The sequence below is a fragment of the Sphingomonas populi genome, assembly GCF_004208535.1.
Classification (GTDB): Bacteria; Pseudomonadota; Alphaproteobacteria; order Sphingomonadales; family Sphingomonadaceae; genus Sphingomonas; species Sphingomonas populi.
Genome location: NZ_SGIS01000008.1, coordinates 120,026 through 142,886, shown reverse-complemented (window position 1 = coordinate 142,886; position 22,861 = coordinate 120,026). Strand labels below are relative to the sequence as shown.

Genomic DNA, 22,861 nt, shown 5'->3' with positions numbered 1-22,861 from the left:
GCCTCAGGCGCAGCGGGCGAATGTCGATCTGATCCAGGCCTCTTGGAGCGGGTCGAAGCCCACCGAGCGAAGCGCATCCGCGGTGGCCTCGACCCGAGCGCGGCTGCAGCGATGCAGCGCATTCACGAAGCTCCTCAGCGCCTCCAGGCGCGGATCGGCGAGCGGCCGAATGCGCTCGCGACCGAACAGTCGGAATGAAACACGCTCAAGAAACAACCTGAAGCCGGAGGTCGGGAGCAGTCCGGTGCCGCGCTCGCTACGAGCGAGCTCAAGCACGGTTCGCTCAAGCGGCGTGAACATGGCCGCCGCGAAGAAAACGGCTTCGGCGTGATCGGTATCGATATGGGCCTGGTGCATGGGGCAGCTCCGTTGATCTGCCCCGAAACTACGAGAGACCTTCAGCCAGCTGAAATGCCTTTGGCGCATCGTTTCGATAGCTGCCGATCGGATCTACTGGATCTCTGATTGGCCGTGCTGACGAGCGCGTTACAAGGTCGACGTTGCGCTACCTTGAACGCCGTTCGGCCGGGTCGTCGCGATCGTAGGCCGAAGTCGCCCGCTTGTTCCCGGTTGGAAGGCCTGAGTTAGAAGGCGCCTGGAACTCCCGCGCCTCCGAGCCGCCTAAGCGTTGTCGTTCGCCTCCGGGTCAAGACCGCGCTCGAGCAACTCGGCATCGATCGGGCAGTTCGTGCAGCCCTCATAGCAGCACAGGCGGCAGATGCGGTATGCCTGCTCGAGACTTTCCAGGCGATTGCGTAGGACGCGTTCGGCGATGCGGCACAGGACCTTCAATTCGTCTGGATCGAGGACTGAGAGCCCTTCCGCAATCACCTTATCACGCGAGGCGAGGATCTGGTCGCTCGCGACCTTTCCCTTTGGTGTGAGGTAAAGGGAACGTGCCCGCCCATCTGTCGAATGATCCCTGCGCTCGATCAGCCCCTCGGCCGCTAAACGATCCACCAAGCGAACTGTCCCTGCGTGGGAAAGGCCTACTCCGACCGCAAGCACGCGGATCGAGAGTCCAGGCTCGTGTGCAAGTAGCGCCAGCGCCGAGGCGGCAGGTCCAGCTTCCGGCGCTCGCGATGACGTAGCGCGAACGATGTCGTCGCTGATCATGAGTGCGAACGCCCCGAAAATATTCCGATCTCGAGGTCCATCCATCGCTACATCTATATGTGCGCGGGGCATACACAGCAAGCATTGCCCTGTTCCGGTCCTTTCGATTCGAAAGGCGCTAACGCTGCTTTCACGCGCCCCTTCAACGTGCTCAATGATAGTGATGTCGCGCTGCTAAGGTCGCTTTCGGAGCGCATGCTGCGCGCGGCTTACTACATTCGCGCATTCCCCGGCTGGTAGCAGCAGGCTTGGATCGCGATCGCTCCTTCCCCGGCCGGACAGGGCGGTCGCTTGAGGCAGTATTTATCGATCAGGCGCAGGTGCCGTCGGCTGGACGGACGGTATTTTCGGGGCTGACGCCTTTGTCCGCAGCGGCTAGTCTCTGGCTTGATCGGCTGATCAGCCATATCGAATGTCTTCGATAGGTGGTTTGTGAAAGCCAGCCAAAATTCTCGAATAGAATCAAAAGGTTGGCTTTCTGACGGCCCTGCTAGCGGCAAACAATGATCAGAAATATTTTTCGCGTTTTAAATCAGGCGGTTACGGACGCTTGAACAATCGAGTGGGAATGATTCGGGGCCATTTTTGGTTATCGCGATCAATCGGCATTTTTTCGATCAAAGCATTGAAATAAAAAGAGTATATCACGGTATCTATCGGGGCAATCGCGGAGCAGCGGTTGGCTCGGGCGTCACGAGCGGCGCCGCTACGCGTCGCATGGGTGTTCCGGCCCGGGCGATCGCGCGTGCGGGGCCGCTGCGGTCTTGCCCAGAAGGCGCGACATCTCATCGCGATGCGCGGCATGGAGCGCGGTGGCACATATCTCCTTGGCGGCTTCGCGAACCCGCTCGAGCTGTTCTTCGGCATAAAGTTTGTCGAGGCCCTCGACGACCGCGTCGATGTGCAGGTGCCGGGTGCTTGCCATCTGGAAGACCGTGCCGAGATAGTGATCGAAGCCTTCGCGGAGCGCGATCAATTGCCCCTGCTCGGCGAGCCACGCGTCGGTCGAGGCCGATGTCGTGATGCCGAGCATGTCCACGCCGGCGAGCAAGGGCTTGGCCGCGCGGGGATGGTCGCGATCCGGTTTGAACCCGCCGCCGAGCACGCGATCGACATAGCCCTTTATCATCGCCGGCGGGAGGCCGAACCAGATCGGGTAGATGAAGGTGAGAACGTCGCACCGCCGGATTTCGCGAAGATCATCAAGCGTCGCGAGTTCCGGCCCTTCGCCGATATATTCGAGGATCGGATCGAAGCGGACGGCGTAGAGATCGCGCAGACACGCGACCTGGCCGCACGCCCGCACGGACTCGCAATAGGTGGCGGCGATCTGGTGATTGAAGCTGCCGCTGCGCGGATGGCACAGCACCACGAGATGCCGGATCGGTTCGATGGTCATATGCGTGCCTCCTTCAATGCTTGATGAAGAGCGGGATCGGGCAATCGTCCAGCAAGCGCTCGGTCACGCCGCCGAACAGCCCTTCGACGAGACGCGCGTGGCTGTAGCCACCCATCACGACATAGGCGGGCTTGAGCGTGTCGATCCATTCCAGGATCAGGAAGCCGGCCTTCTCGCCGAACGCCATCTCCTGACGCAGATGGTTGGCGATGCCGCGTTCCGACAGATACTCGGTGGCCTTCAGCGCGGGTAGGCCGAGCGAACCGTCGTCAATCTCCAGCACGGTGACCGACGCGGCATGACTCAGCAACGGCATCGCCGCGAGCATCGCGTCGTTCGCCTCTGGTGATCCGTCCCAGAGCAAAAGGACATCGCCGTGAATGCGCATCCCAGCCGGCGTGCCCGGCACTGCAAGAACCGGCTTATTCGTGCGCACCAAGGTATCGCCGATGGCTTTGTGCATGGCGGGGAAAAGCATGTCCCGTGGCGAACTCAGCACCACGAGGTCGGCGAGCGGCGCGACATGGGCGAGTTCGGTCGCCAGCTCGCCGCGACGCTCGATCCAGTCGTATCGAAGGCCGCTGCGGTCGAGTTTGGCGCGAGCGGCGACGACGGCCTGTGTGGCGGTTTCCGGTTCCAGCACCATCGGCCCGAACAGCGGGTCCGCCCCAACCGACGCGATCGGGATGGTGAGGTCGAGACAGAGCAACGTGCCATCCAACGCGCGGGCGACATCGAGGGCGACCTCCAGCCGCGACGCTAGGCCGGCATCATCATGGACGAGCAAAAGGATCTTTTTCATTTTTCCTGCCCCTCGACTTCGGTTGAAAGCGTGCCGACCGACGCTGTTTTCAGGCACCGATGTGCTTCTTCGACGACGCGCGGCGCTATACGGGATGTTACGCGGTATCGGCTGGTCGCGCGGCGCCCGGCCGTGATGGGCCTGCCGGAGCGATCCCCGGCGCTGGCGGCATCAGCCGATACCTGGCCGTCGGGTGAGGCGCGCGATGGCATCGACCAGCGCATATTCACGCAACGGCTTTTCGAACACGGCGGCGAAACCCGCTTCCCGTGCGTCACGCTCCAGCTCGGCGGAGGCATAGGCCGAGACGAGGATCGCCGGGCCATCCCAATCCAGCGCCCGCATGGCCTTCAGGACGGCGATGCCGGTCTCGTCATCGAGAAGATAGTCGGCAACCAGGCAGTCCGGCTTTCGCAGCGCGACATCGGCGAGCAGCGGTTGTCCCCCCGGATACGCCCTGACATCGAAGCCCCTTGCCTGGAGGAGCAACTGCATCGAGCGGCGCACGCCCGCATCATTTTCGACGATCAGGACTCTCGGCCGATGGCCCGCAGTCGATCCCGTAACACCCTTCATCCGACAACCCCCGGCCAACCCCGCCATCGTGCGCGGTCGCTGCCGTCGGGTCGTTACGTAAACACCCTAAGGATCATGCGCCCAGGCCTGCGGCGAAGGCGATTCTGAGCGCGTCCGAGAGGCTTCGAACATCGAGCTTGGTCATCACATTCGCCCGGTGAACTTCGACGGTTCGCGGCGAGATGCCCAGATCATAGGCGATCGTCTTGTTGGGCAAACCCTGGGCGAGGCCGTCCAGCACCTCACGCTCGCGGGTGGTCAGGCTGCCGAGTATGATCTCCGCTTCGGCGGCGCGCGCGCTCGCGCCGTCCGTCGCGGCGATGCGTTCGAACGCGTCTTCGATTGCGGCGAGCAGCACCGCCTTTTCGAAGGGCTTTTCGAGGAAATCGACCGCACCCGCCTTCATCGCGCGGACCGCGATGCCGATGTCTCCGTGTCCGGTCATGATGACGACCGGCATCGTCACCCCGCGCTCGGCCAGCGCGCGCTGCACACCCAGACCGTCGATGTCCGGCATTCTGACATCGAGCAGAATGCAGCCATATTCGACATGGCGGACCTCCTTGAGAAACGCCGTGCCGGACTGCCAGGTCTCCACCGCATAGCCCGAGGTCTTGAGCATATAGCCGGCCGAACGCCGGATCGCGTCTTCGTCATCGACGATGTGAACGCGCTTCTTATCGGTCATTGTCGTCCTCCAGACAGGCACGAACCAACGTGAAATGGAAGTCGCTGCCGCCGCCCGCGCGCGGCTCCATCCAGATGCGGCCGCCATTGGCCTCGACGATCGTGCGGCAGATCGAGAGACCAAGGCCCATGCCCTCGGCCTTGGTACTGACGAAGGCAGTGAAAAGCTGAGCGGCGATCGCTGGCGAAACGCCCGCGCCGGTGTCCGATACCGTTACCCTTACCAGTTCGGCACTTTCGGCGCGAGTCGAGACGACGAGGCGCCGCTCGTCGCTCTCGCGCATCGCTTCGCAGGCGTTGCGGATGAGGTTGATCAGCACTTGCTGGATCTGCACGCGATCGACCAGCACCGGCGAGGCATAGGGATCGAGATCGAACAGCGGTTCGATGCCTTGCTCGCGCGCGCCCATCAGGCCGAGGACGGACGCCTCGTTGATGAGGCTCGGCAAGGGCTCGACGGTCTTTTCGACTTCGCCGCGCGACACGAAATCGCGCAGGCGCCGGACGATACGGCCGGCGCGCAGCGCTTCTTTCGCGGTATCGTCCAGCGCCTCGCGGATCATCGGCATGTCGTCGGGATTTGGTTCGGCGAGCTGATCGCGAACCGCCTCGACATAATTGGCGATCGCGGTGATCGGCTGGTTGAGTTCGTGCGCCAGCGTCGACGCCATCGTCCCCATCGCGCTGACCCGGGAGACGTGGATGAGTTCGGACTGGAGCGTTTCCAGTCGCGCTTCGGTCTGCCGGCGCTCGGTAAGGTCGCGGATGAACCCGGTGAAGATGCGCTGGCCACCGCCCGTCGCCTCACCGATCGACAATTCCATCGGGAAGGTGGTCCCGTCACGGCGCGCGCCGAATACCACGCGACCGATGCCGATGATGCGCTTCTCCCCGGTTTCCAGATATCGGCGAATATAGCCGTCATGGCGTTCCCGATCGGGGGACGGCATCAAAACGCTCACGTTCAGCCCGACCACGTCGTCTTCGCTGTGGCCGAACAGCGTCTGGGCGGCGGTGCTGAACGACAGGATGATACCTGCGGCGTCGATCACCACCATCGCGTTCGGGACGGTCGAGAGGATCGACCTCAAGTGGCTTTCGCGCGAGCGCATCAAATCCTCGGCGGCGCGGCGCTCGGTGATGTCGGACACGATTTTCGCGAAGCCGCGCAACGCGCCGCCCTCGTCATGAAGCGCCGTGATCGACACTGCCGCCAGAAATTCGGACCCGTCCTTGCGCACGCGCCAGTCCTCTTCTTCGAAACGCCCTTCGGCCGCTGCCCGCGCCAGCCCTATTTCCGGCGTGTTGGCGGCGATGGCATCGGGCGGATAGAACAGCGTGGTATGTTGGCCGATCACCTCGGCCTCACACCACCCCTTGAGGCGTTCGGCGCCCTTGTTCCAGATCGTGACGTGCCCGCCGGGATCGAGCATGTAGATGGCGTGGCCGTGCGCGCCATCGATCAAGAGATTGAGTTCCTCCGCGACGATCGTGGCGCGGCGATCGTTGCGGATCGCGACTCGGCGCGCGCGATTTACCGCACCGCCCACCAGAATGATGCCGGTGGCGGTCAAGACGAACGTCGCGGCTTCAACCATGTCGGCGGTGCCGATGTCGCGTACCCCGGAAAAATAGCATCCGAGAGCGAGTGACAGCGCCGCTGCCGCAGTCGCTTCGGCCGTGCCACACCAGATCACGCTCATCAGGATCGCGAAGGAGAAGGGAAGAAAAACTGCGCGCTCGCCCAAGACGGGCTGCAACGCCCAGAGCGCGGCACCGGTCAGCAGGACTGTCAGGACGGCCAGGCCGTAGCGTGCGAGGGCGGGGCGCCGATCGGGCGGCATCAGTCTGTCCTTCGCGTTGACCTTGCCTCGCGGACCTCGCCGAGTCTTGGCATCGCGGCTGCCGCGTCGCTTGTACGCCTTTCCGAACCACATCGAAATGCCTGATAAAGCCTGTTGGCGTCCCGCCCTCATGCCGTGTTGCAGTGCGACGAATTCCCTGCCGCCGACATGCGGGAAACTACGCATGGCCGGGTGTGTATCGTCCGGGGCAAATGCGGTCTGGCAGTTCCCAAAGGGCGAGAGACAGCATGACGATCCGCAACCTATCCGCCCTGTCGCGGCCCGCCAGCGTCGCGTCGATCGGTGGGTCGTCGCCCGCCGGGTCGATCGGGGCGGACGTGCTCGATGCGGTGTCGGCGATGTGCGTCGCGCTTCCGGATGTCCTCGAAGTCGACATCAATCCGCTGATCGTCGATCAGCATGGGGTGGTCGCGCTCGACGCGCCGGTCGCGGTCGCGGCTTCTGCCGTCACGCAACCGGGCCTCGTGCCGGCGCCGATGCCGCTACACTGGTCGGCGGACCTGGAGACGCGGAGTGGGTTGCGCATCTTCGTGCGTCCGGTGCGCGCCGACGACGAAGCGCTGCTCGCCGAATTTTTCGAGCATGTCACGCCGGACGATCTGCGGTATCGCTTCCTGAGCAGCGTCGATCACGTCGGCCATGATCGCCTCGCGATGATGACGCGGGTCGATTATCTCCGGACGATCAGCTTCCTGGCGTTCGACCAGACGCGGACGTCTGTCATCGCGACCGCGATGCTCGCGACCGATCCCGACCGGACCCATGCCGAGGTCGCGCTGGTGACGCGGGCGGACATGAAGGGGCGGGGCGTAAGCTGGTCGCTGTTCGACCATGTGTTGCGCTATGCCCGCGCCGAACGGATCGGAACGGTCGAGGCGATCGAATACGCCGATCATGAAGCCGCGATCCGAATGGAACGCGAAATGGGCTTCGTCGCGGAGGCCGATGCCGATGATCCGAGCATGCGTATCGTCCGTCGGGTGTTCCCGGTGGAGGATGCGGTGTGAAGAAGCGTCTCCTCGTCATCGACGGGCATCCAGACGCCGATCGGGCGCGGTTCGTTCACGCGCTCGCCAAACGATACAGCGACGGGGCCGGGCAGGGCGGGCACGAGGTCAGAACGATCAAGGTTGCGGAACTTGGCTTTCCGCTGGTCGTTCCGCGAGCCGACTGGGAAAGCGGCAACCTTCCGCCCGACATTCGAGACGCGCAGGAGGCGATAGCGTGGGCCGACCATCTGACCATTTTGTATCCTTTGTGGCTGGGTGACATGCCAGCGCTGCTGAAAGGGTTTCTGGAGCAGGTGATGCGGCCCGGCTTCGCGTTCGTGGCGCGCGAAGGCAAGTTGCCAGAGAAGCGGCTGAAGCCGCGCACGGCGCGCCTGGTGGTGACGATGGGAATGCCGGCTGTGTTCTACCGCGCTTATTATGGCGCGCACAGCGTGAAGAGCTTCGAGCGCAACATCCTGAGGTTCGTGGGTATCCGGCCGTTCGCGCATGTTCTGATCGGCAATGTCGAGGGCAACGCCTCGGCGCGGGCAGGGTGGCTCGATGATCTTTTCGATTTCGGCGAAGCGGGAATCTGATCGTCCCGCGCACAGTGTTTCACATGGAGGCGGAAATGACACATACCGATCCCGACGCAGCCCCGCTGCACGTCGTCATTCTCTGCCATCCCGATGACAGCAGCTTCAACGCCTCGGTCGCCCACGCCTATTGCGATGCGGTGCGTGCGAAAGGACACCGGGTGATCCTGCGCGACCTGTACGCGATGGGGTTTCACCCGGTCCTCAAGGGCGAGGAGCGGCCCGGGCCGGCATTCCGCTTGTTTCCCGACGTGGCGGACGAACTCGCGATCCTCCAGGGCGCCGTCGCGTTCGTTCTGGTCTATCCGATCTGGTTCGGGACGCCGCCGGCGATGCTCAAAGGCTATGTCGAGCGCGTGCTAGGGTCGGGAGCGATAGCGCGGGACGTACAGGCGGGCGCTGCGAAAAGCGTGCTGACCGGCAAGGTGATGGTCAGCTTCACGTCCTCGGCCATGCGTGAAGTCTGGCTGAGCCTGCAGGGGCAGGTCGAGGGGCTGCGGAGCTGTTTCGACCATTACATCAAGCACGCCTTCGGCCTGAGGACGGCACGTCACGTCCATTTCGAGCAGATCGCCCCAGGCATGGATGCGCGCTTCGTGCGCCTGTGTCTCAACGATGTGCGTCTCGAAGCCGACAAGGTCATCCGCGAACTCGCCGAAGCGCCGGCGGGTGTCGGGATGGACTGAGCGGACGGAACCAAGACGCGGGGGCGTCCTCCCAGGCGACGAGCGCACGGTCGAGACGCATTGCTCTTGAGCGCTTCTGGAATCGCGAGGATGGGCGCGCGCGTGTGCATAGCGAGATCGGCTAGCGTCCCTTTGTCCTGCAGACATCGTCCGATCGAGCCGGTGGTCGCACCAGCCCCACGGCACGTCCTCATTCACCAGCCGGGTCTGCATCTGGAACTCCTGTGGTATCGCGTTCTTTTTAAGAGGGTATGTGCGCGCTCCAATGCGCCGTTCACTTAGGGCCGCGACAACGACACAAGGGGAATATGATGCCGTCAGGACTGGTAGCGCTGCTCGACGATGTCGCCGCGATCACCAAGCTCGCCGCCGCCTCGCTGGACGATGTCGCGGCGGCGACCGGCAAGGCCGGCAGCAAGGCGCTGGGCGTGATCCTCGACGATGCCGCAGTCACGCCGCGCTACGTCACCGGCTTCACGCCCGATCGTGAATTGCCGATCATCGGCCGGATCGCTTTGGGTTCGATCCGCAACAAGCTGCTGATCCTGTTGCCCGCCGCGCTGCTGATGAGCGCGTTCGCGCCGTGGCTCATCACGCCGCTGCTGATGCTAGGCGGCTGCTATTTGTGCTTTGAAGGCGCCGAGAAGGTGTTCGAGGTGATCTTCGGCCACCACGCCGAGAAAGCGGTCGTTAGCGAGCCGGTCGATGCCAAGACGGTCGAGAACAACACGGTTTCGGGCGCGGTACGCACCGACCTGATCCTGTCGGCCGAGATCATGGCGATCGCCCTTGCCGATGTGGCCACCGCGTCGATCGTGACGCAGGCGATCGTGCTCGTTCTGGTCAGCCTCGCGATCACCGCCGGCGTTTACGGCGCGGTCGGGCTGATCGTGAAGATGGATGATATCGGGTTGCATCTCGCCAAGCGCGACGCCGCAGCGACACAGGCGATCGGTCGCGCACTGGTGAGGGGTATGCCGATCGTGATGCGGGCGCTGGCGATCGTCGGCACCGCAGCGATGGTCTGGGTCGGCGGTGGTATCATCGTGCATGGGCTGGAGGGTTTCGGAATCACCGGCCCGGCCCATATCGCGCACGCTTTCAGCGCCGCCGGAGCCCGTGTTCCCGCCATCGGCGGCGTTACCTCGTGGATCGCGAATGCGGTGTTCTCGGGCATCGTCGGGCTTGGGGTGGGCGGGGTGATCGTCGCCGCCATTCGCCTCATCGCCCGGCTGCGTGGCGGCGGCCATCCCGTTTCGCGGTGAGTCTGGCATCATCGTCGGATTCAAACCGGAAGACATGCTAGACGCCGCATCATGGCGGACCGCCATGCTGGGAGTGCAGGCTTGGAATCCATCTCTATCGTGTTGATCTTGCTGCTGGCGGTCGTCGTCAGCGGCGCCATTTCGCGGATGCTGCCGGTGGCGTTGCCGACGCCGCTGGTGCAGATCGCGCTTGGCTTCGTCGTCGGACTCGCCGGGCACTTTCGCGTCACGCTCGATCCCGAGTTGTTCATGCTGCTGTTCCTGCCGCCGCTCCTGTTTCTCGATGGCTGGCGCATTCCCAAGGATGCGCTGTTCAAGGATCTGTCCACCGTCGTCGAACTGGCGCTTGGACTCGTCCTGCTGACCGTGGTGGGCATGGGATTCCTGATCCACTGGATGATCCCCGCGATGCCGCTGGCGGTGGCGTTCGCGCTTGCCGCTGTCGTGTCACCGACCGATCCGATCGCGGTGTCGGCGATTGCCGCGCGCGTGCCGATTCCCAAGCGGATGATGCACATCCTCGAGGGCGAATCGCTGCTCAACGACGCATCGGGGCTGGTGTGCCTGCGCTTCGCGATCGCCGCCGCCCTGACCGGCAGCTTCTCCGCGACCGGCGCTGCGCTGAGCTTCGTCTGGATGGCGGGGGCGGGGATCTTCGTCGGGGTTGCGCTGACGATGGTGGTGACCCGTGCCAAGGCGTGGGTTTCGCAGCGCTTCGGCGAGGAGACCGGATCGCAAATCCTCATCAGCGTGCTGATCCCGTTCGGCGCCTATCTGATTGCCGAGCATGTCCACGCCTCGGGCATCCTGGCGGCGGTGGCGGCAGGCGTGACGATGAGCTTCGCCGAGATTTCCCGGCAGGCGCTTGCCGTCACGCGGATGCGGCGCAACTCGGTGTGGGACACGATCCAGTTCGCCGCGAACGGCATCATCTTCGTTCTGCTCGGCGAGCAACTGCCCGAGATTCTGTCGGGTCTCGACCAGACTGTCGAACTGACCGGCCATGCCAGCCCTTGGTGGCTGGCGCTGTACGTCGCGGCGATCATGGCCGGACTCGCCGCGCTGCGGTTCGTCTGGGTATGGGTGTCGTTCCGAATCACATTGCTTCGGCGCGCGCCGGGCGGCGAGATCGGCTCCAGCCCGCCCTGGCGTCTGTTCGCGGCGATGTCGTTCGCGGGCGTGCGCGGTGCCATCACGCTTGCGGGCGTGCTGACGTTGCCGCTGACGATGGGCAATGGAACGCCGTTTCCCGGGCGCGAGCTTGCGGTCTTCCTCGCGACGGGGGTGATCCTGACCTCGCTGGTGATGGCGAGCGTGGGTCTGCCGCTGCTGTTGCGCGGGCTGACCATGCCGCCCGAGCCGTCGCAACAGGCCGAAGAGGATATGGCGCGGATCGCTGCGGCCGAGGCGGCGATCAAGGCGGTCGAGCGCGCGCAGCACGCGCTGGCGGAGGGACGCGATGACGCCGATGTCTATGCCGCCGTCGGTGCGCGGATCATGGACGGTTATCGGGAACGGATCGAGAGTCGCGCCGCCGAGGGTGACGTCAGACACGAGGCGCGCGCGAACGAACGGATCGAGCGCGACCTTCGGCTGGCGGCGGTTCAGGCCGAACGCGACCAGATCATTCGTATCGCGCGCGAGCGCCGCATCGGCAGCGAACTGGCCAACAAGCTGATGCGCGAACTGGACCTGCTTGAAGTGCGCTACAAATAGCGGAGTGCGCCGCTGACTTATCGCTGCAAGAAAGTGTCTCTAGGACTTCGCGCTCGGCAAATGGGGGCGTTGATGCGTTTGGGGTACAGGCTGGCGGCATTGGCGCTTCTGGGCGGCGCATTGACGGCGTCTGCGGCGCGCGAGCGCCCGCTGTTCAGCATCGGCGCGATCGCGGATGCGCAATACGGCCCCGCGCCGGATAGCGGCCAGCGCCTATATCACACCGCGCCGGGCAAGCTCGCCGCCGCCGTCGCCGATTTCAACCGGCGCAAGCTCGCGTTCGTCGTCCATCTCGGCGACTTCATCGATCGCGACTGGGCGAGTTACGACGCGCTGCTGCCGGTCGCGGCGAAGCTTCGGCATCGCTGGCATTTCGTGCTCGGCAACCATGAATTCGCGATCGACGAGGCGCACAAGCCGATGGTGGCGGCCAAGCTCGGCATGCCCGCGCGCTACTACAGCTTCACGCATGATGGCTGGCTGTTCCTTGTCACCGACGGGACCGATCGCAGCACATTCGGCTGGCCGGCGGGCAGCGCCGAGGATCGCGCCAGCCGCGCGCTCCATGCCACGCGGTACGCCGACAAGCCCGATTGGGACGGCGGCATCGGTGACGTGCAGATGCAATGGATCGATGCCGAACTGACCCGCGCCGACCACGCCGGGCTCAAGGCGATGGTACTGTGTCACTTCCCGGTCTGGCCGGAGAACCCGCACAACCTCTGGAATGCCGGCGACGTGCGGGCGCTGCTGGAGCGGCACCCGTCGGCCAAGATCTGGCTCGACGGGCATAATCACGACGGCAATTACGGCGAGCGTGCCGGCATCCACTATGTCAACCTCAAGGCGATGCTCGACACGCCCGACACGGCGTATGCGCGGCTCGATTTTTTCGCCGACCGCGTGATCGTTCATGGCACCGGGCGGCAGCAGGACCTGACGTTGCCGCTGCGGTGATAGTGTTGCTCTATATCATCGCCAACCCGGCGCGCTTCAGTCCGCGGAGATAGCCGCGCATCGCCTCACTCGCGTTGGGCGCGAGCTCCATGAAAGCGCGTCGGCGGTCGAACGGATCGGGTACGCGGGTCAGCATCCCCGCCTCGGTCATCTTGGCGATCCAGCGCAGCGCGGTGGTGGGCGCGACGGCGGCGGCGATGCACAGGCTCGACACCGAAACTTGGACGCGTTCGAGCTCAGCGGCGAACAGATCGAGCAGGATGTCCCACGCGGGATCTTCGAACAGCCCCATGTCGAAATATTGGTCGCGAAGTCGCCGTGCGCGGATCGCGCCCCGGACTTCGCGCGGGGCGATCGGCGGCGGGTCTTCGGCTGCGGGCTGTGGTGTGTAGGTGTTGCCGCGATCCGCCACGCGGCTGCGCGCGGGATCGGCGTTCTCGATGCGGCTGAGCCGCGCCAGCGTCTCGGCGATCCGGGCGATCTCTTCGTTGAGTCGGCGCAACCGCACCGTCTCGACCTCGCGCGCGCTGTCGAACAGCCGGTCAAGGCGCGGCTGCGACAGGGCCGGCGCATATGCGGCAACGCGCTCGGCGAGTGACGGTGCGCACAACAGCTCGACGTTCGGGCCGAACAGATTGGCCGCGACCAGATCGACCTGGGTGGACGCAAGCGTCGCGACCAGACGCGCGTCATTGTCGCGTGCGAATTGATTGATACGCGGCAACACGTTCACCAGCGCGGCATCGTCGATGCCTTCGCAATCCGCCGCGATCAGATGGATCGGCCCTCGCGCCTCGAGTTGCGCTGGTGCCGCTGTCCAATCCACCCGACCCAGCAGGCGCGCGGACGTCGCGCCGATCGCGGCGGTCGCGTCGGCCGCCTCATGATCGGCGATCACCAGCGCGGCGATCGTCGCCGTCGGCGGTCGTGTGGTTTCCCAAGCGTCGCTTCCATCCATGCCAGCCCCCCTGACTGTGTTCAAAAGAAGAAATACGCTTTTAGCCAAAATGGAGCAGGTGGATCATATCCAAAATGAACAAAGTTTACAGTTTTGTAGAGTTGACTCGGCCATATTTGGCGGAAAACCAGATCGAATACCGCCAAAATGGAGACGACGCCCGGAAAGATATGGATCGAAATTGAACCTCAATTGTATGAATGCGTCACGCCGCTCGCGCATGTGAGCCGATGTGTATTCGCTCAATCGAGCGATTTGACGATTTCCTCGACCATCTTCTTGGCATCGGCGAGTAGCATCATCGTGTTGTCCATATAGAACACGTCGTTGTCGACACCGGCATAGCCGACCCCGCCCATCGAGCGTTTGACGAACAGCACCGTCTTGGCCTTTTCGACGTCGAGCACGGGCATGCCGTAAATCGGTGAGGTCTTGTCGGTCTTGGCGGCGGGGTTGGTGACATCGTTGGCGCCGATCACGAAGGCGACATCGGTCTGCGCGAACTCGCCGTTGATGTCCTCCAGTTCAAACACCTCGTCATACGGCACGTTGGCCTCGGCGAGCAGCACGTTCATGTGGCCGGGCATGCGCCCCGCGACCGGGTGGATCGCGTATTTCACGCGCACGCCATGCGCCTTGAGCTTGTCGCCCATCTCGCGCAGCGCGTGCTGTGCCTGCGCCACCGCCATGCCGTAGCCGGGGACGATGATGACCTGTTCGGCCTGGCTCATCAGGAAGGCGGCATCCTCGGCCGAGCCGCGCTTCCACGGCCGATCGACCTTGGCGCCGCCGTCGCTCGTTGCCGCCGCCGCGCCGAAGCCGCCCGCGATCACGCTGATGAAGCTGCGGTTCATCGCCTTGCACATGATGTACGACAGGATCGCGCCCGACGAGCCGACCAGCGCGCCGGTGATGATCATCGCGGTGTTGTGCAGCGTGAAGCCCATCGCCGCAGCCGCCCAGCCCGAATAGCTGTTGAGCATCGACACGACGACGGGCATGTCCGCGCCGCCGATCGGCACGATCAGCAGGAAGCCGATCGCGAAGGAGAGGGCAGTGATCGTCCAGAAGATCCAAGGGCTCTGGTCCTGCGTGAAATAGGCGACGAGGCCGAGGATCGCGGCCAGCACGGTGAGGTTGATGACGTGGCGACCGGGCAGCAGGATCGGCGCGCCGCCCATGTTGCCGTTCAATTTGAGGAAGGCGATCACCGAGCCGGAGAAGGTGATCGCACCGATCGCGATGCCGAGGCCCATTTCGATCCGGCTCTGCGGATAGATCGCGAAGAACGGCTGGCCGATCATCGGGATCACGCGGTCGGCGATGCCGAACGCCTGTGGATTGAGGAACGCCGCCGCCGCGACCAGCACCGCCGCCATGCCGACCAGCGAGTGGAACGCCGCGACGAGCTGCGGCATGTCGGTCATCGCGATTTTGCGCGCGGTGAAGAGGCCGATTGCGGCACCGATGCCGATCGCGGCGAGGATTTCGATCAGGGTGACGGTATCGAGTTCGAACCATGCCCCGTTTCCGATCGCTGCGACCTGCAACATCGGCGCATGCGTCACCAGCGTCGTCACCACCGCGATGGTCATGCCGATGATGCCCATGCGGTTGCCGCGCTGCGACGTTGCCGGCGAGGACAGCCCGCGTAGCGCGAGGATGAAGCACACCCCCGCGACGAGATAGGCGAGCGCCGCCCAGGGATTTACGCTTGCGTGTTCCACTACACTTCCGCCCCTTATCGTCACCCCAGCGAAAGCTGGGGTCTCCCCGTTGCTCTCGCGGGGCCAAAGCCCCCCGAGACCCCAGCGATCGGGCTTCCATCAAAGTAAGACTTTGATGGGACCGGCGCCGGGGTGACGTTTCTTATTTTTGCGCAGCCGGCACCGGCCGGTCCTTCTTCTTGTACATCGCCAGCATCCGCGCGGTGACCGCGAAGCCGCCGAAGATGTTGACGCTCGCCAGCACCACCGCGATCAGCCCCAGCCATTTCGACACGGCGCCGCCAGCACCGATTCCGGCCGCCGCCGCCGCGATCAACGCGCCGACGATGATGACCGAGGAGATCGCGTTGGTCACCGCCATCAACGGCGTGTGCAGCGCGGGCGTGACCGACCAGACGACATAATAGCCGACGAAGCACGCCATGACGAAGATCGACAGGATCGAAATGAAGTCCATGTCCGGCTCACACCCTCTCAAATTTCAGGAAGCTCGTGCATATCGAACGGAAAAACGGCGCAGGCCGTTTGTGAAGTTTCGATCGGCCGAGGATAGGGGATGACGCATGTGTAGGACAGGCCATGCCTGATCCCCCCGTGCCGGGGAGGATCATGAAAGGAGCCGTGGATTTACGACCTGACCACCCCGGGTCAGCCGCACGGCGTCGCCGATTTCCTCGTCGAGCACCGGCGCGGCTTTGTCCTTGTCCCAGAATGCGTTCAGGAAGTTGAACAGGTTCCGGCTGAACAGCGCGCTCGTGTCCGCCGCGAGGCGGCTCGGCACGTTGCGGTGGCCGACGATCTTGACGCCGCCGACGTCGACCACTTCACCCGCGACCGCACCCTCGACGTTGCCGCCCTGTTCGACCGCGAGATCGACGATCACGCTGCCGGGCCGCATGCTCGCCACCTGCGCGGCCGAGATCAGGCGCGGCGCGGGCCGGCCCGGAATCAGCGCGGTGGTGATGACGATGTCCTGCTTGGCGATATGCGCCGAGACCAGTTCGGCCTGCGCCGCCTTGTACGCGTCGCTCATCTCGCCGGCATAGCCGCCAGACCCTTCGCCTTCGATGCCGGCGACGTTCTCGACGAAGATCGGCTTGGCGCCGAGCGACTGGATTTGCTCCTTGGTGGCCGAGCGCACGTCGGTCGCGGAGACCTGCGCGCCGAGCCGCCGCGCGGTCGCGATCGCCTGCAAGCCCGCCACGCCGACGCCCATCACGAACACGCGCGCGGCGGAGACGGTGCCAGCCGCCGTCATCATCATCGGGAACGCGCGGCCATATTCACTCGCGGCGTCGAGCACCGCTTTGTAGCCCGACAGGTTGGACTGCGAGGAGAGGATATCCATCGACTGCGCACGGGTGATGCGCGGCATGAACTCCATCGCCAGCGCTTCCAGCCCCGCCGCCGCGTAAGCATCGACTCGCGTGCGCTCCCCGAACGGATTGAGGCTGGCGACCACCCACGCGCCGGGCGCGACGCCGCCGAGCGATGCGGGATCAGGCCCCTGCACGCCGAGCACGATGCCCGCACCGGCGAGCGTGCTCGCCCGGTCGCCGACGCTCGCGCCGGCGGCGGCATAATCGGCATCGGCGATCGCGGCGGTCAGGCCGGCGCCGGCTTCGACGGCGACCTCGGCGCCCAAGGCGATGAATTTTTTGATCGTTTCTTGAGTCGCGGCGACACGGCGCTCACCCGGAGCGCTTTCCTTGAGGACCGAAATTTTCACTTGCTGGCAGGCGCGAGCGCGAAATAAATGATGATGAAAGCGAGCAGGAAGCACGCCGCAGCACCGTATTTCAGCAGGCCGATCACCTTGTGATAGGTCGCTTCATGGACCTTGATGTCGCCGTCTTCGGCCATGCCCCGCATCTCCCAATGCTTATTGTTGATTCGCGCTTAGCCGTTGTCCGCCGGTCCCTCAAGCCCGCGGCGCATGTTTAAGGCCGCTTTTACCCTTCGCCTTTAAGAGAGCTGCTCGAACGGCTTTTGTAGGATGGCGGATGACGCGTAACGGGCAACGGCTGCTGATGCTGATCGACGACGAGCCGGCACAACGCCGTCTCGTCGCGGCGATCGCGGCGCGGCGCGGGTGGCGTGCGATCTTCGCCAACGATGGCGAGATGGCGATCGCGACGCTCGGCACGCAGGACGGGATGCAGCTCGACGCGATCCTGCTCGATCATTGGGCGCCCGATGCCGATCCGACCGTGCTGATCGCCGAATTGCGCAAGCGGCGCCCGGGGCTGCCGCTGCTGCTGCTCACCGCCAACAGCTCGGTCGCGCAGGCGGTGGCGGCGATGCGTGCGGGCGCGACCGACTTCCTCGTCAAGCCGCTCGCGCCCGAGCGGCTGCTCGGCGCGCTCGACGCGGCGGTGGCGGGCAAGGCGGCGGGTGAACTGCGCCCGTTGACCGAGAAAATCCCGGCATTGCTCGCGTTCGACGAGATCGTCGGTTCCGCGCCCGATTTCCGGGCGGCACTCGCCATCGCTGCCAAGGCAGCGCGCGCGCGCGTGCCGGTGCTGCTGGAAGGCGAGAGCGGAGTCGGCAAGGAAGTGGTGGCAGAGGCGATCCACGCCGCGTCCCCGCGCGGCAAGAAGCCGATGATTACCGTCAATTGCGGGGCGATCCCCGCCAATCTCGTCGAAAGCGAGCTGTTCGGGCATGAGCGCGGGGCCTTCACCGGCGCGTTCGAGCGCAAGATCGGCCGCTTTCAGGAGGCCGATGGCGGGACGCTCTTCCTAGACGAGATCGGCGAGATGCCGCTGGAGGCGCAGGTCAAATTGCTGCGCGTGCTGCAATCGGGCGACATCCAGCCGATCGGCGCGCGCCACGCCCGCGAAGTCGATGTGCGCGTGATCGCGGCGACCAACAAGACGCTGATCGACGAGGTCGAGGGCGGGCGGTTCCGCGAGGATCTCTATTACCGGCTGAACGTGGTGCAGGTGACGATCCCGCCGCTTCGCGAGCGGCCGGGTGACATCCCCGCGCTCGCCCGGCATCTGCTCGCACGGATCGCGCAGCAGCCCGGGTTGCGGCCTTTGGGGATCACCGATGAAGCGCTCGATTTGCTTGGCAATTATGATTGGCCGGGCAACGTCCGCCAGCTCCAGAACGCCTTGTTCCGCGCCGCCGTGCTATGCGACGGCGCCGCGCTGACCTCGGCCGATTTCCCGCAGATCGCCGCGCTCGGCGCGCAACGCCATAGCGTGACGGGGCCGGCGCCGATGGCGACCTCGGGCGGGGTGACGCTGTTCCACCCCGACGGCAATCTGCGCGCGCTCGAGGAGATCGAGGCGGACGTGATCCGGCTGGCGATCGGCCATTACCGCGGGCGGATGACCGAGGTGGCAAGGCGACTGGGGATCGGGCGGTCTACGTTGTATCGGAAACTGGGGGAGCTGGGGATCGATAGCGCGGCGTAGGCGCAGGCGCGACGACGTTCGCGCCGGTGCGCGAAGCGCAGCGTCAGGCCCTGACGGCGGGCGGCGCAGCCGACCCGGCCGACGGCGGCTTTGCCGGCGGCGTGGGTCTGGGGGTGGTGGAAACCAGACGCTAGCTGAGAGTGTCGGCACGCCAGCAAATCAACTCGCCGTCCTCGTCATCCACGCGTTCGCCGACCGGTGCGAACCCGCTGTTCTGTAGTACGCGCTGTGACGGAATATTAGAAACCGACGTCTCGGCCCGAACAAAAGAGACTCGGGGGTCATTACGGCCCCACTCGAGCAGCGCCCGAACGGCTGCGCTCGCGAGTCCCCGTCGGCGCCTGCTTGGCGAAACGCCGTACCCGATGTCCAGCCCATGCTCGCTGGGCTGTCTGACAAGGGAACATAGGCCGACGACTTCGCCGTCCTCGATCATCATCCAGCTCGCCGGGCAGAAGTCGGGGCGAATGGAGTTGGCGAGGTTTCTTAACATCGTGAGCACCTCCGATCGCTCCACGCCTTCAGGTGGAAGACGCAATGCACATGGCGCTCTGCCATCAATCAGAATGGCGAAATCTGCATCGGTCGCTTCGATCAGGTCCATGACAACGAGCGTACTCGCGCAACACGGCCGCTTCAACTGAACCTGGTGCCGATCAACGTTGATACTCCGAAGTTGGGGCGGGAGCCGTCAGGCCGCTTTTCCTCTCGAAAAATCGCTGATCTGCAATAGCGCGACCGGCTGTGGCGCATCCGCGCCCTGCTGGGCCGCACCGCCACCAGCGCCGATCTACACTGGAACCGGGCTTTGCGGTCGACACATCGCATCGCCGGCCATTATGACAGGGGGAATCCTAACTATCAGAGGAATGCCCGACATGATCCCCAGGCCGCAGCCCACCGCGTTCGCCCTGGCCATCGGCCTGTCGCTCAGCCTGTCGGCCTGTGGCGGCGGCAACTCAGCGTCCAACGCGACATCGGACAACGGCGTCTTCGCTTCCTCGTCCGACACGCCGACCGGGGACGCGCCCAAGACTGCGGCGCCCACCCTGGCCCAGGGCCCAGACGTCTGCTTCCGCGCCATCGCCAAGCAGCTCGGCGCCGATGTGAAGGTGTCGGAGATCAACTCCTTCTTCAGCCCGGGCAGCAAGATCGACGCCAGTGACGATGAGCCGGAGGGTGAGCTGACGACCTGTTCGGTCAAATATCAGAACCCGGAGGATCCTCGGAAGCTGCTGAGCATCTCGATGGACACCCACACCGGCACCTTCGGTAAGCCCGCTCCGGTGGAGATCAGCGTGTCCGGCGGCGACGCGTCGAAGTTCAAGCTTGAAGACATTTTGATCCCGCTGTCGACGGTCAACGCCGCCGGCCTGACCTCGATCATGGAAAGCCAGAAGGCCAAGTTGAGCAGCGTCTACAGTCACTATGCCTGGTCGGGCGTCAGGTTGCTCTCCCCCCGCTTCAGCGACGTCCACACGCTTCGCGTCGACGTCGACGGCCGCCTGGCCTCCAACGACATCAAGGAAAATGGCTACCTCTCGATCCTGACCGACGGAAAGACCGTCAAGATCAACCGGCTGACCCCGTAACCGACAGCGGCTCCCTGCCACCCGCAGCACGGGTATCTCAAGGAGGGCGCAAACGGCTACAATTGGGCGGCACCCGTCATTCCTCGCCCTTCGCGCGCGCCTCACCCCACCAGCGCGCGATCTCGCAAGCCCCGCCACACACGCAGCGCCTGTACCGTCTCCGCCACGTCATGCACGCGCAGCAGTTGCACGCCGGCGTCCGCGCCCTTGAGCGCGAGTGCGACCGAGCCGCCGAGGCGTTCCCCGACCGGCGCTTCGTTCGAGAGTGCGCCGATCAGCCGCTTGCGGCTCGCGCCGAGCATGATCGGGCAGCCGAGGCCGTGGAACAGCGCGAGGCCGTTGAGCAGCGCGAGATTGTCGGCGAGGGTCTTGCCGAAGCCGATGCCGGGATCGATCATGATCTTCGCGCGGTCGACGCCGGCGGCGACCACTGCGTAGATGCGGGCTTCGAGCCAGTCGTACACCTCGGTCAGCACGTCGGCATAGCCGTCGCCGCCGTGCGGGCCGCGTTTGGGGTCGGGCGAGTGCATCAGGATCACCGGCGCGCCCGCCGCTGCGGCGATGCCGGCGGCGCGATCGTCCCACAGCAGCGCCGACACATCGTTGACGATGACCGGGCCGAGCGCGAGCGCGGCTTCCATCACCGCGCTTTTGCGGGTGTCGATCGAGACCAAGGTGCCCGCGCGCAGCAGCCGTTCGGCGACCGGGGCGACGCGTTTGGCTTCGTCGCCTTCCCACACCAAAGGCGCGCCGGGGCGGGTCGATTCGCCGCCGAGATCGATCAGGGCCGCGCCCGCCGCCGCCATCGCGACACCGGCGGCGGCTGCCGCTTCGGGATCGTCCTGGAGCGTGCCGCCGTCCGAAAAGCTGTCGGGGGTGACGTTGAGGATGCCTGCCACCACCGGCTGGTCGAAACGCAGCACGCGCGCGCCCAGTATGAGCGGGGGGCGGGGGGCGGTGACGCGCGCGTGGATGGCGACCGCGCGGTCGCCGAGCGTCGCGATCTCGGCGACGGGGACGGTGCGTTTGGTGCCCTGCTCGATCACCTCATAGGCTGCGAACCACAGCATCCCGCCCGCCAGTCGCGCGACGCCGCCGTCGGGGTGCGCGGCGGGGGTGTCGACGAACTGGGTGGGGCGGAGGTGGAGGGTGGTCATCGCCCGGCTCGTAATCTCCACAACCCGTTCGTGTCGAGCGAAGTCTAGACACCGTGCGCAACCGTCGGGCTTGTCCCTCGACTTCGCTCGGGACGAACGGAGGTGGTGGCTCTCCTCAACCGAAGATCAAGGCTGCGTCGCCAGCAGATACGTCTGGCGCAGCGTGTCGATCGGCTTGAGGCCGGTCTCGGTCTCGATGTGCCAGAACGTCCAGCCGTTGCAGGCCGGTGCGTTCTGCACCAGCGAGCCGACCTTGTGGATCGAGCCGGTGTGCGTGCCGCACGCGGTCTGCACGCTGCCGTCGGCGCGGACCAAAACGCGGTGTTTGCGCTTGGCGTCGCTCAGCACCACGCCGGGGGTGAGATAGCCGTTTTCGACCAGCACGCCGAACGCCACTTTCGGGGCGGCTTTGGGCGATTGCATCGTCGTCAGCGCGGATTCATCGAGTGGCAGCGCGGCGTCGATCCGCTCGCGGGCGGCGGCGACATAATCGTCCTCGCGTTCGATGCCGATCCAGTGGCGGCCGAGCCGCTTCGCCACCGCGCCGGTGGTGCCGGTGCCGAAGAACGGATCGAGCACCACGTCGCCGGGCTTGGTGCAGGCTAGCAGGATGCGGTAAATCAGCGCTTCCGGCTTCTGGGTTGGGTGGACCTTGACGCCATCCTTCTTGAGCCGCTCCTGACCGCCGCAGACCGGGAATTCCCAGTCGCTGCGCATCTGCAGCTCGTCGTTGAGCGTCTTCATGCTGCGATAGTTGAAGGTGTAGCGCGCCTTCTCGCCCATCGACGCCCAGATCAGCGTCTCATGCGCGTTGGTGAAGCGCGTGCCCTTGAAGTTCGGCATCGGATTGGCCTTGCGCCAGACGATGTCGTTCAAGATCCAATAGCCGAGATCCTGGATCGCCGAGCCGACCTTGAAGATGTTGTGATAGCTGCCGATTACCCAGATCGAGCCGTTGGGCTTGAGGATGCGGCGCGCCTCGGCGAGCCATGCGCGGGTGAAGGTGTCATAGGCCGAAAGGCTGTCGAACTTGTCCCATTCGTCGGTGACGGCGTCGACATGACTGCCGTCCGGGCGCGACAGATCGCCGCCGAGCTGGAGGTTGTAGGGCGGATCGGCGAAGATCATGTCGATCGAATCCGCCGGCAGTGCGCGCATCGCGGCGATGCAATCGCGCTGGATGATCTGGTCGAGCGGCAGCTCGATCGGCGCCACCACGGGCGGCGCCTTGCGCGCCTTAACCTTTTCCATCAGCCCCATGCACGTATCCCCGCTTTCGATTTCGTACCTTCCTGCGGATCGAACGACTCGCGTCAAGCGAACATTGGTTAACGAAAGTGTTTGCTAA

General features: G+C 65.0%; 23 protein-coding genes. 8 read left to right on the top strand and 15 right to left on the bottom strand.

Annotated elements, in window-relative coordinates:
• Positions 1 to 3 precede the first annotated feature (3 nt).
• The 7 genes from EWE75_RS07460 to EWE75_RS07430 form a co-directional block, all read right to left on the bottom strand.
• The gene (locus EWE75_RS07460) at positions 4 to 357 is read right to left on the bottom strand and encodes a hypothetical protein (protein ID WP_130156029.1); all 354 of its coding nucleotides are present in this window, start codon (positions 355 to 357) and stop codon (positions 4 to 6) included.
• A gap of 264 nt (positions 358 to 621) precedes the next feature.
• Complete coding sequence (locus EWE75_RS07455; RefSeq protein WP_231708263.1) at positions 622 to 1,116, bottom strand: MarR family winged helix-turn-helix transcriptional regulator; 495 nt, start codon at positions 1,114 to 1,116, stop codon at positions 622 to 624.
• Between the two features lie 706 nt (positions 1,117 to 1,822).
• Positions 1,823 to 2,515, bottom strand: a complete 693-nt coding sequence (locus EWE75_RS07450; RefSeq protein ID WP_130156027.1) for an NAD(P)H-dependent oxidoreductase — start codon at positions 2,513 to 2,515, stop codon at positions 1,823 to 1,825.
• A gap of 13 nt (positions 2,516 to 2,528) precedes the next feature.
• A complete protein-coding gene (locus tag EWE75_RS07445) occupies positions 2,529 to 3,317 on the bottom strand; it encodes a universal stress protein (RefSeq protein ID WP_130156026.1) in 789 nt (262 codons plus the stop codon).
• Between the two features lie 171 nt (positions 3,318 to 3,488).
• Positions 3,489 to 3,893 (bottom strand): response regulator, encoded by a 405-nt coding sequence (locus tag EWE75_RS07440; protein WP_130156025.1) that lies wholly within the window; start codon positions 3,891 to 3,893, stop codon positions 3,489 to 3,491.
• 73 nt (positions 3,894 to 3,966) lie between these two features.
• A complete protein-coding gene (locus EWE75_RS07435; RefSeq protein ID WP_130156024.1) occupies positions 3,967 to 4,581 on the bottom strand; it encodes a response regulator transcription factor in 615 nt (204 codons plus the stop codon).
• The gene (locus EWE75_RS07430) at positions 4,571 to 6,424 is read right to left on the bottom strand and encodes a PAS domain-containing sensor histidine kinase (RefSeq protein ID WP_130156023.1); all 1,854 of its coding nucleotides are present in this window, start codon (positions 6,422 to 6,424) and stop codon (positions 4,571 to 4,573) included. Before EWE75_RS07430 ends, EWE75_RS07435 begins: the two co-directional genes overlap by 11 nt.
• Positions 6,425 to 6,672: 248 nt before the next feature.
• Here EWE75_RS07430 and EWE75_RS07425 point away from each other — a divergent pair, with 248 nt between their 5' ends.
• From EWE75_RS07425 to EWE75_RS07400, 6 genes are all read left to right on the top strand, one after another.
• Positions 6,673 to 7,452, top strand: a complete 780-nt coding sequence (locus tag EWE75_RS07425) for a GNAT family N-acetyltransferase (protein ID WP_165388293.1) — start codon at positions 6,673 to 6,675, stop codon at positions 7,450 to 7,452.
• Positions 7,449 to 8,030 carry an NAD(P)H-dependent oxidoreductase gene (locus EWE75_RS07420; protein WP_130156021.1) on the top strand — a complete coding sequence of 194 codons (582 nt, stop codon included), beginning with the start codon at positions 7,449 to 7,451 and terminating at the stop codon, positions 8,028 to 8,030. Before EWE75_RS07425 ends, EWE75_RS07420 begins: the two co-directional genes overlap by 4 nt.
• A gap of 35 nt (positions 8,031 to 8,065) precedes the next feature.
• On the top strand, positions 8,066 to 8,716 hold the full coding sequence (locus EWE75_RS07415) for an NAD(P)H-dependent oxidoreductase (protein WP_130156020.1): 651 nt from the start codon (positions 8,066 to 8,068) through the stop codon (positions 8,714 to 8,716).
• Positions 8,717 to 9,027: 311 nt separating this feature from the next.
• On the top strand, positions 9,028 to 9,981 hold the full coding sequence (locus tag EWE75_RS07410) for a DUF808 domain-containing protein (RefSeq protein WP_130156019.1): 954 nt from the start codon (positions 9,028 to 9,030) through the stop codon (positions 9,979 to 9,981).
• Positions 9,982 to 10,062: 81 nt separating this feature from the next.
• Positions 10,063 to 11,697, top strand: a complete 1,635-nt coding sequence (locus tag EWE75_RS07405; protein ID WP_206364708.1) for a Na+/H+ antiporter — start codon at positions 10,063 to 10,065, stop codon at positions 11,695 to 11,697.
• A 72-nt stretch (positions 11,698 to 11,769) separates the two neighbouring features.
• The gene (locus tag EWE75_RS07400; RefSeq protein ID WP_165388292.1) at positions 11,770 to 12,654 is read left to right on the top strand and encodes a metallophosphoesterase; all 885 of its coding nucleotides are present in this window, start codon (positions 11,770 to 11,772) and stop codon (positions 12,652 to 12,654) included.
• A 10-nt stretch (positions 12,655 to 12,664) separates the two neighbouring features.
• On the opposite strand, the gene EWE75_RS07395 is transcribed toward EWE75_RS07400, so the two are convergent.
• From EWE75_RS07395 to EWE75_RS07375, 5 genes are all read right to left on the bottom strand, one after another.
• Positions 12,665 to 13,612 (bottom strand): hypothetical protein, encoded by a 948-nt coding sequence (locus EWE75_RS07395; protein WP_130156017.1) that lies wholly within the window; start codon positions 13,610 to 13,612, stop codon positions 12,665 to 12,667.
• 242 nt (positions 13,613 to 13,854) lie between these two features.
• A complete protein-coding gene (locus tag EWE75_RS07390) occupies positions 13,855 to 15,339 on the bottom strand; it encodes an NAD(P)(+) transhydrogenase (Re/Si-specific) subunit beta (RefSeq protein WP_130156016.1) in 1,485 nt (494 codons plus the stop codon).
• A 142-nt stretch (positions 15,340 to 15,481) separates the two neighbouring features.
• Positions 15,482 to 15,796 carry an NAD(P) transhydrogenase subunit alpha part 2 gene (locus tag EWE75_RS07385; protein ID WP_130156015.1) on the bottom strand — a complete coding sequence of 105 codons (315 nt, stop codon included), beginning with the start codon at positions 15,794 to 15,796 and terminating at the stop codon, positions 15,482 to 15,484.
• A 150-nt stretch (positions 15,797 to 15,946) separates the two neighbouring features.
• Entirely contained in the window at positions 15,947 to 17,068 is a 1,122-nt protein-coding gene (locus tag EWE75_RS07380) for an NAD(P) transhydrogenase subunit alpha (protein WP_130156014.1), read from the bottom strand.
• A complete protein-coding gene (locus EWE75_RS07375; protein WP_130156013.1) occupies positions 17,065 to 17,202 on the bottom strand; it encodes an aa3-type cytochrome c oxidase subunit IV in 138 nt (45 codons plus the stop codon). The genes EWE75_RS07380 and EWE75_RS07375 overlap by 4 nt, the downstream gene beginning before the upstream one ends.
• A 140-nt stretch (positions 17,203 to 17,342) precedes the next feature.
• Between EWE75_RS07375 and EWE75_RS07370 the strand changes: the two genes are divergently transcribed.
• Positions 17,343 to 18,764, top strand: a complete 1,422-nt coding sequence (locus EWE75_RS07370; protein ID WP_130156012.1) for a sigma-54-dependent transcriptional regulator — start codon at positions 17,343 to 17,345, stop codon at positions 18,762 to 18,764.
• A gap of 130 nt (positions 18,765 to 18,894) precedes the next feature.
• On the opposite strand, the gene EWE75_RS07365 is transcribed toward EWE75_RS07370, so the two are convergent.
• Positions 18,895 to 19,368, bottom strand: a complete 474-nt coding sequence (locus tag EWE75_RS07365; RefSeq protein ID WP_130156011.1) for a GNAT family N-acetyltransferase — start codon at positions 19,366 to 19,368, stop codon at positions 18,895 to 18,897.
• 265 nt (positions 19,369 to 19,633) lie between these two features.
• Here EWE75_RS07365 and EWE75_RS07360 point away from each other — a divergent pair, with 265 nt between their 5' ends.
• Complete coding sequence (locus tag EWE75_RS07360; RefSeq protein WP_130156010.1) at positions 19,634 to 20,356, top strand: hypothetical protein; 723 nt, start codon at positions 19,634 to 19,636, stop codon at positions 20,354 to 20,356.
• 101 nt (positions 20,357 to 20,457) lie between these two features.
• Here the strand turns inward: EWE75_RS07360 and folP are convergent, their stop codons facing one another.
• Together folP and EWE75_RS07350 are read right to left on the bottom strand one after the other, a co-directional pair.
• Positions 20,458 to 21,513: a dihydropteroate synthase gene (folP, locus tag EWE75_RS07355; RefSeq protein ID WP_130156009.1), complete on the bottom strand. Its 1,056-nt coding sequence runs from the start codon at positions 21,511 to 21,513 to the stop codon at positions 20,458 to 20,460.
• 126 nt (positions 21,514 to 21,639) lie between these two features.
• Complete coding sequence (locus EWE75_RS07350) at positions 21,640 to 22,773, bottom strand: site-specific DNA-methyltransferase (protein ID WP_130156008.1); 1,134 nt, start codon at positions 22,771 to 22,773, stop codon at positions 21,640 to 21,642.
• Positions 22,774 to 22,861: the final 88 nt, after the last annotated feature.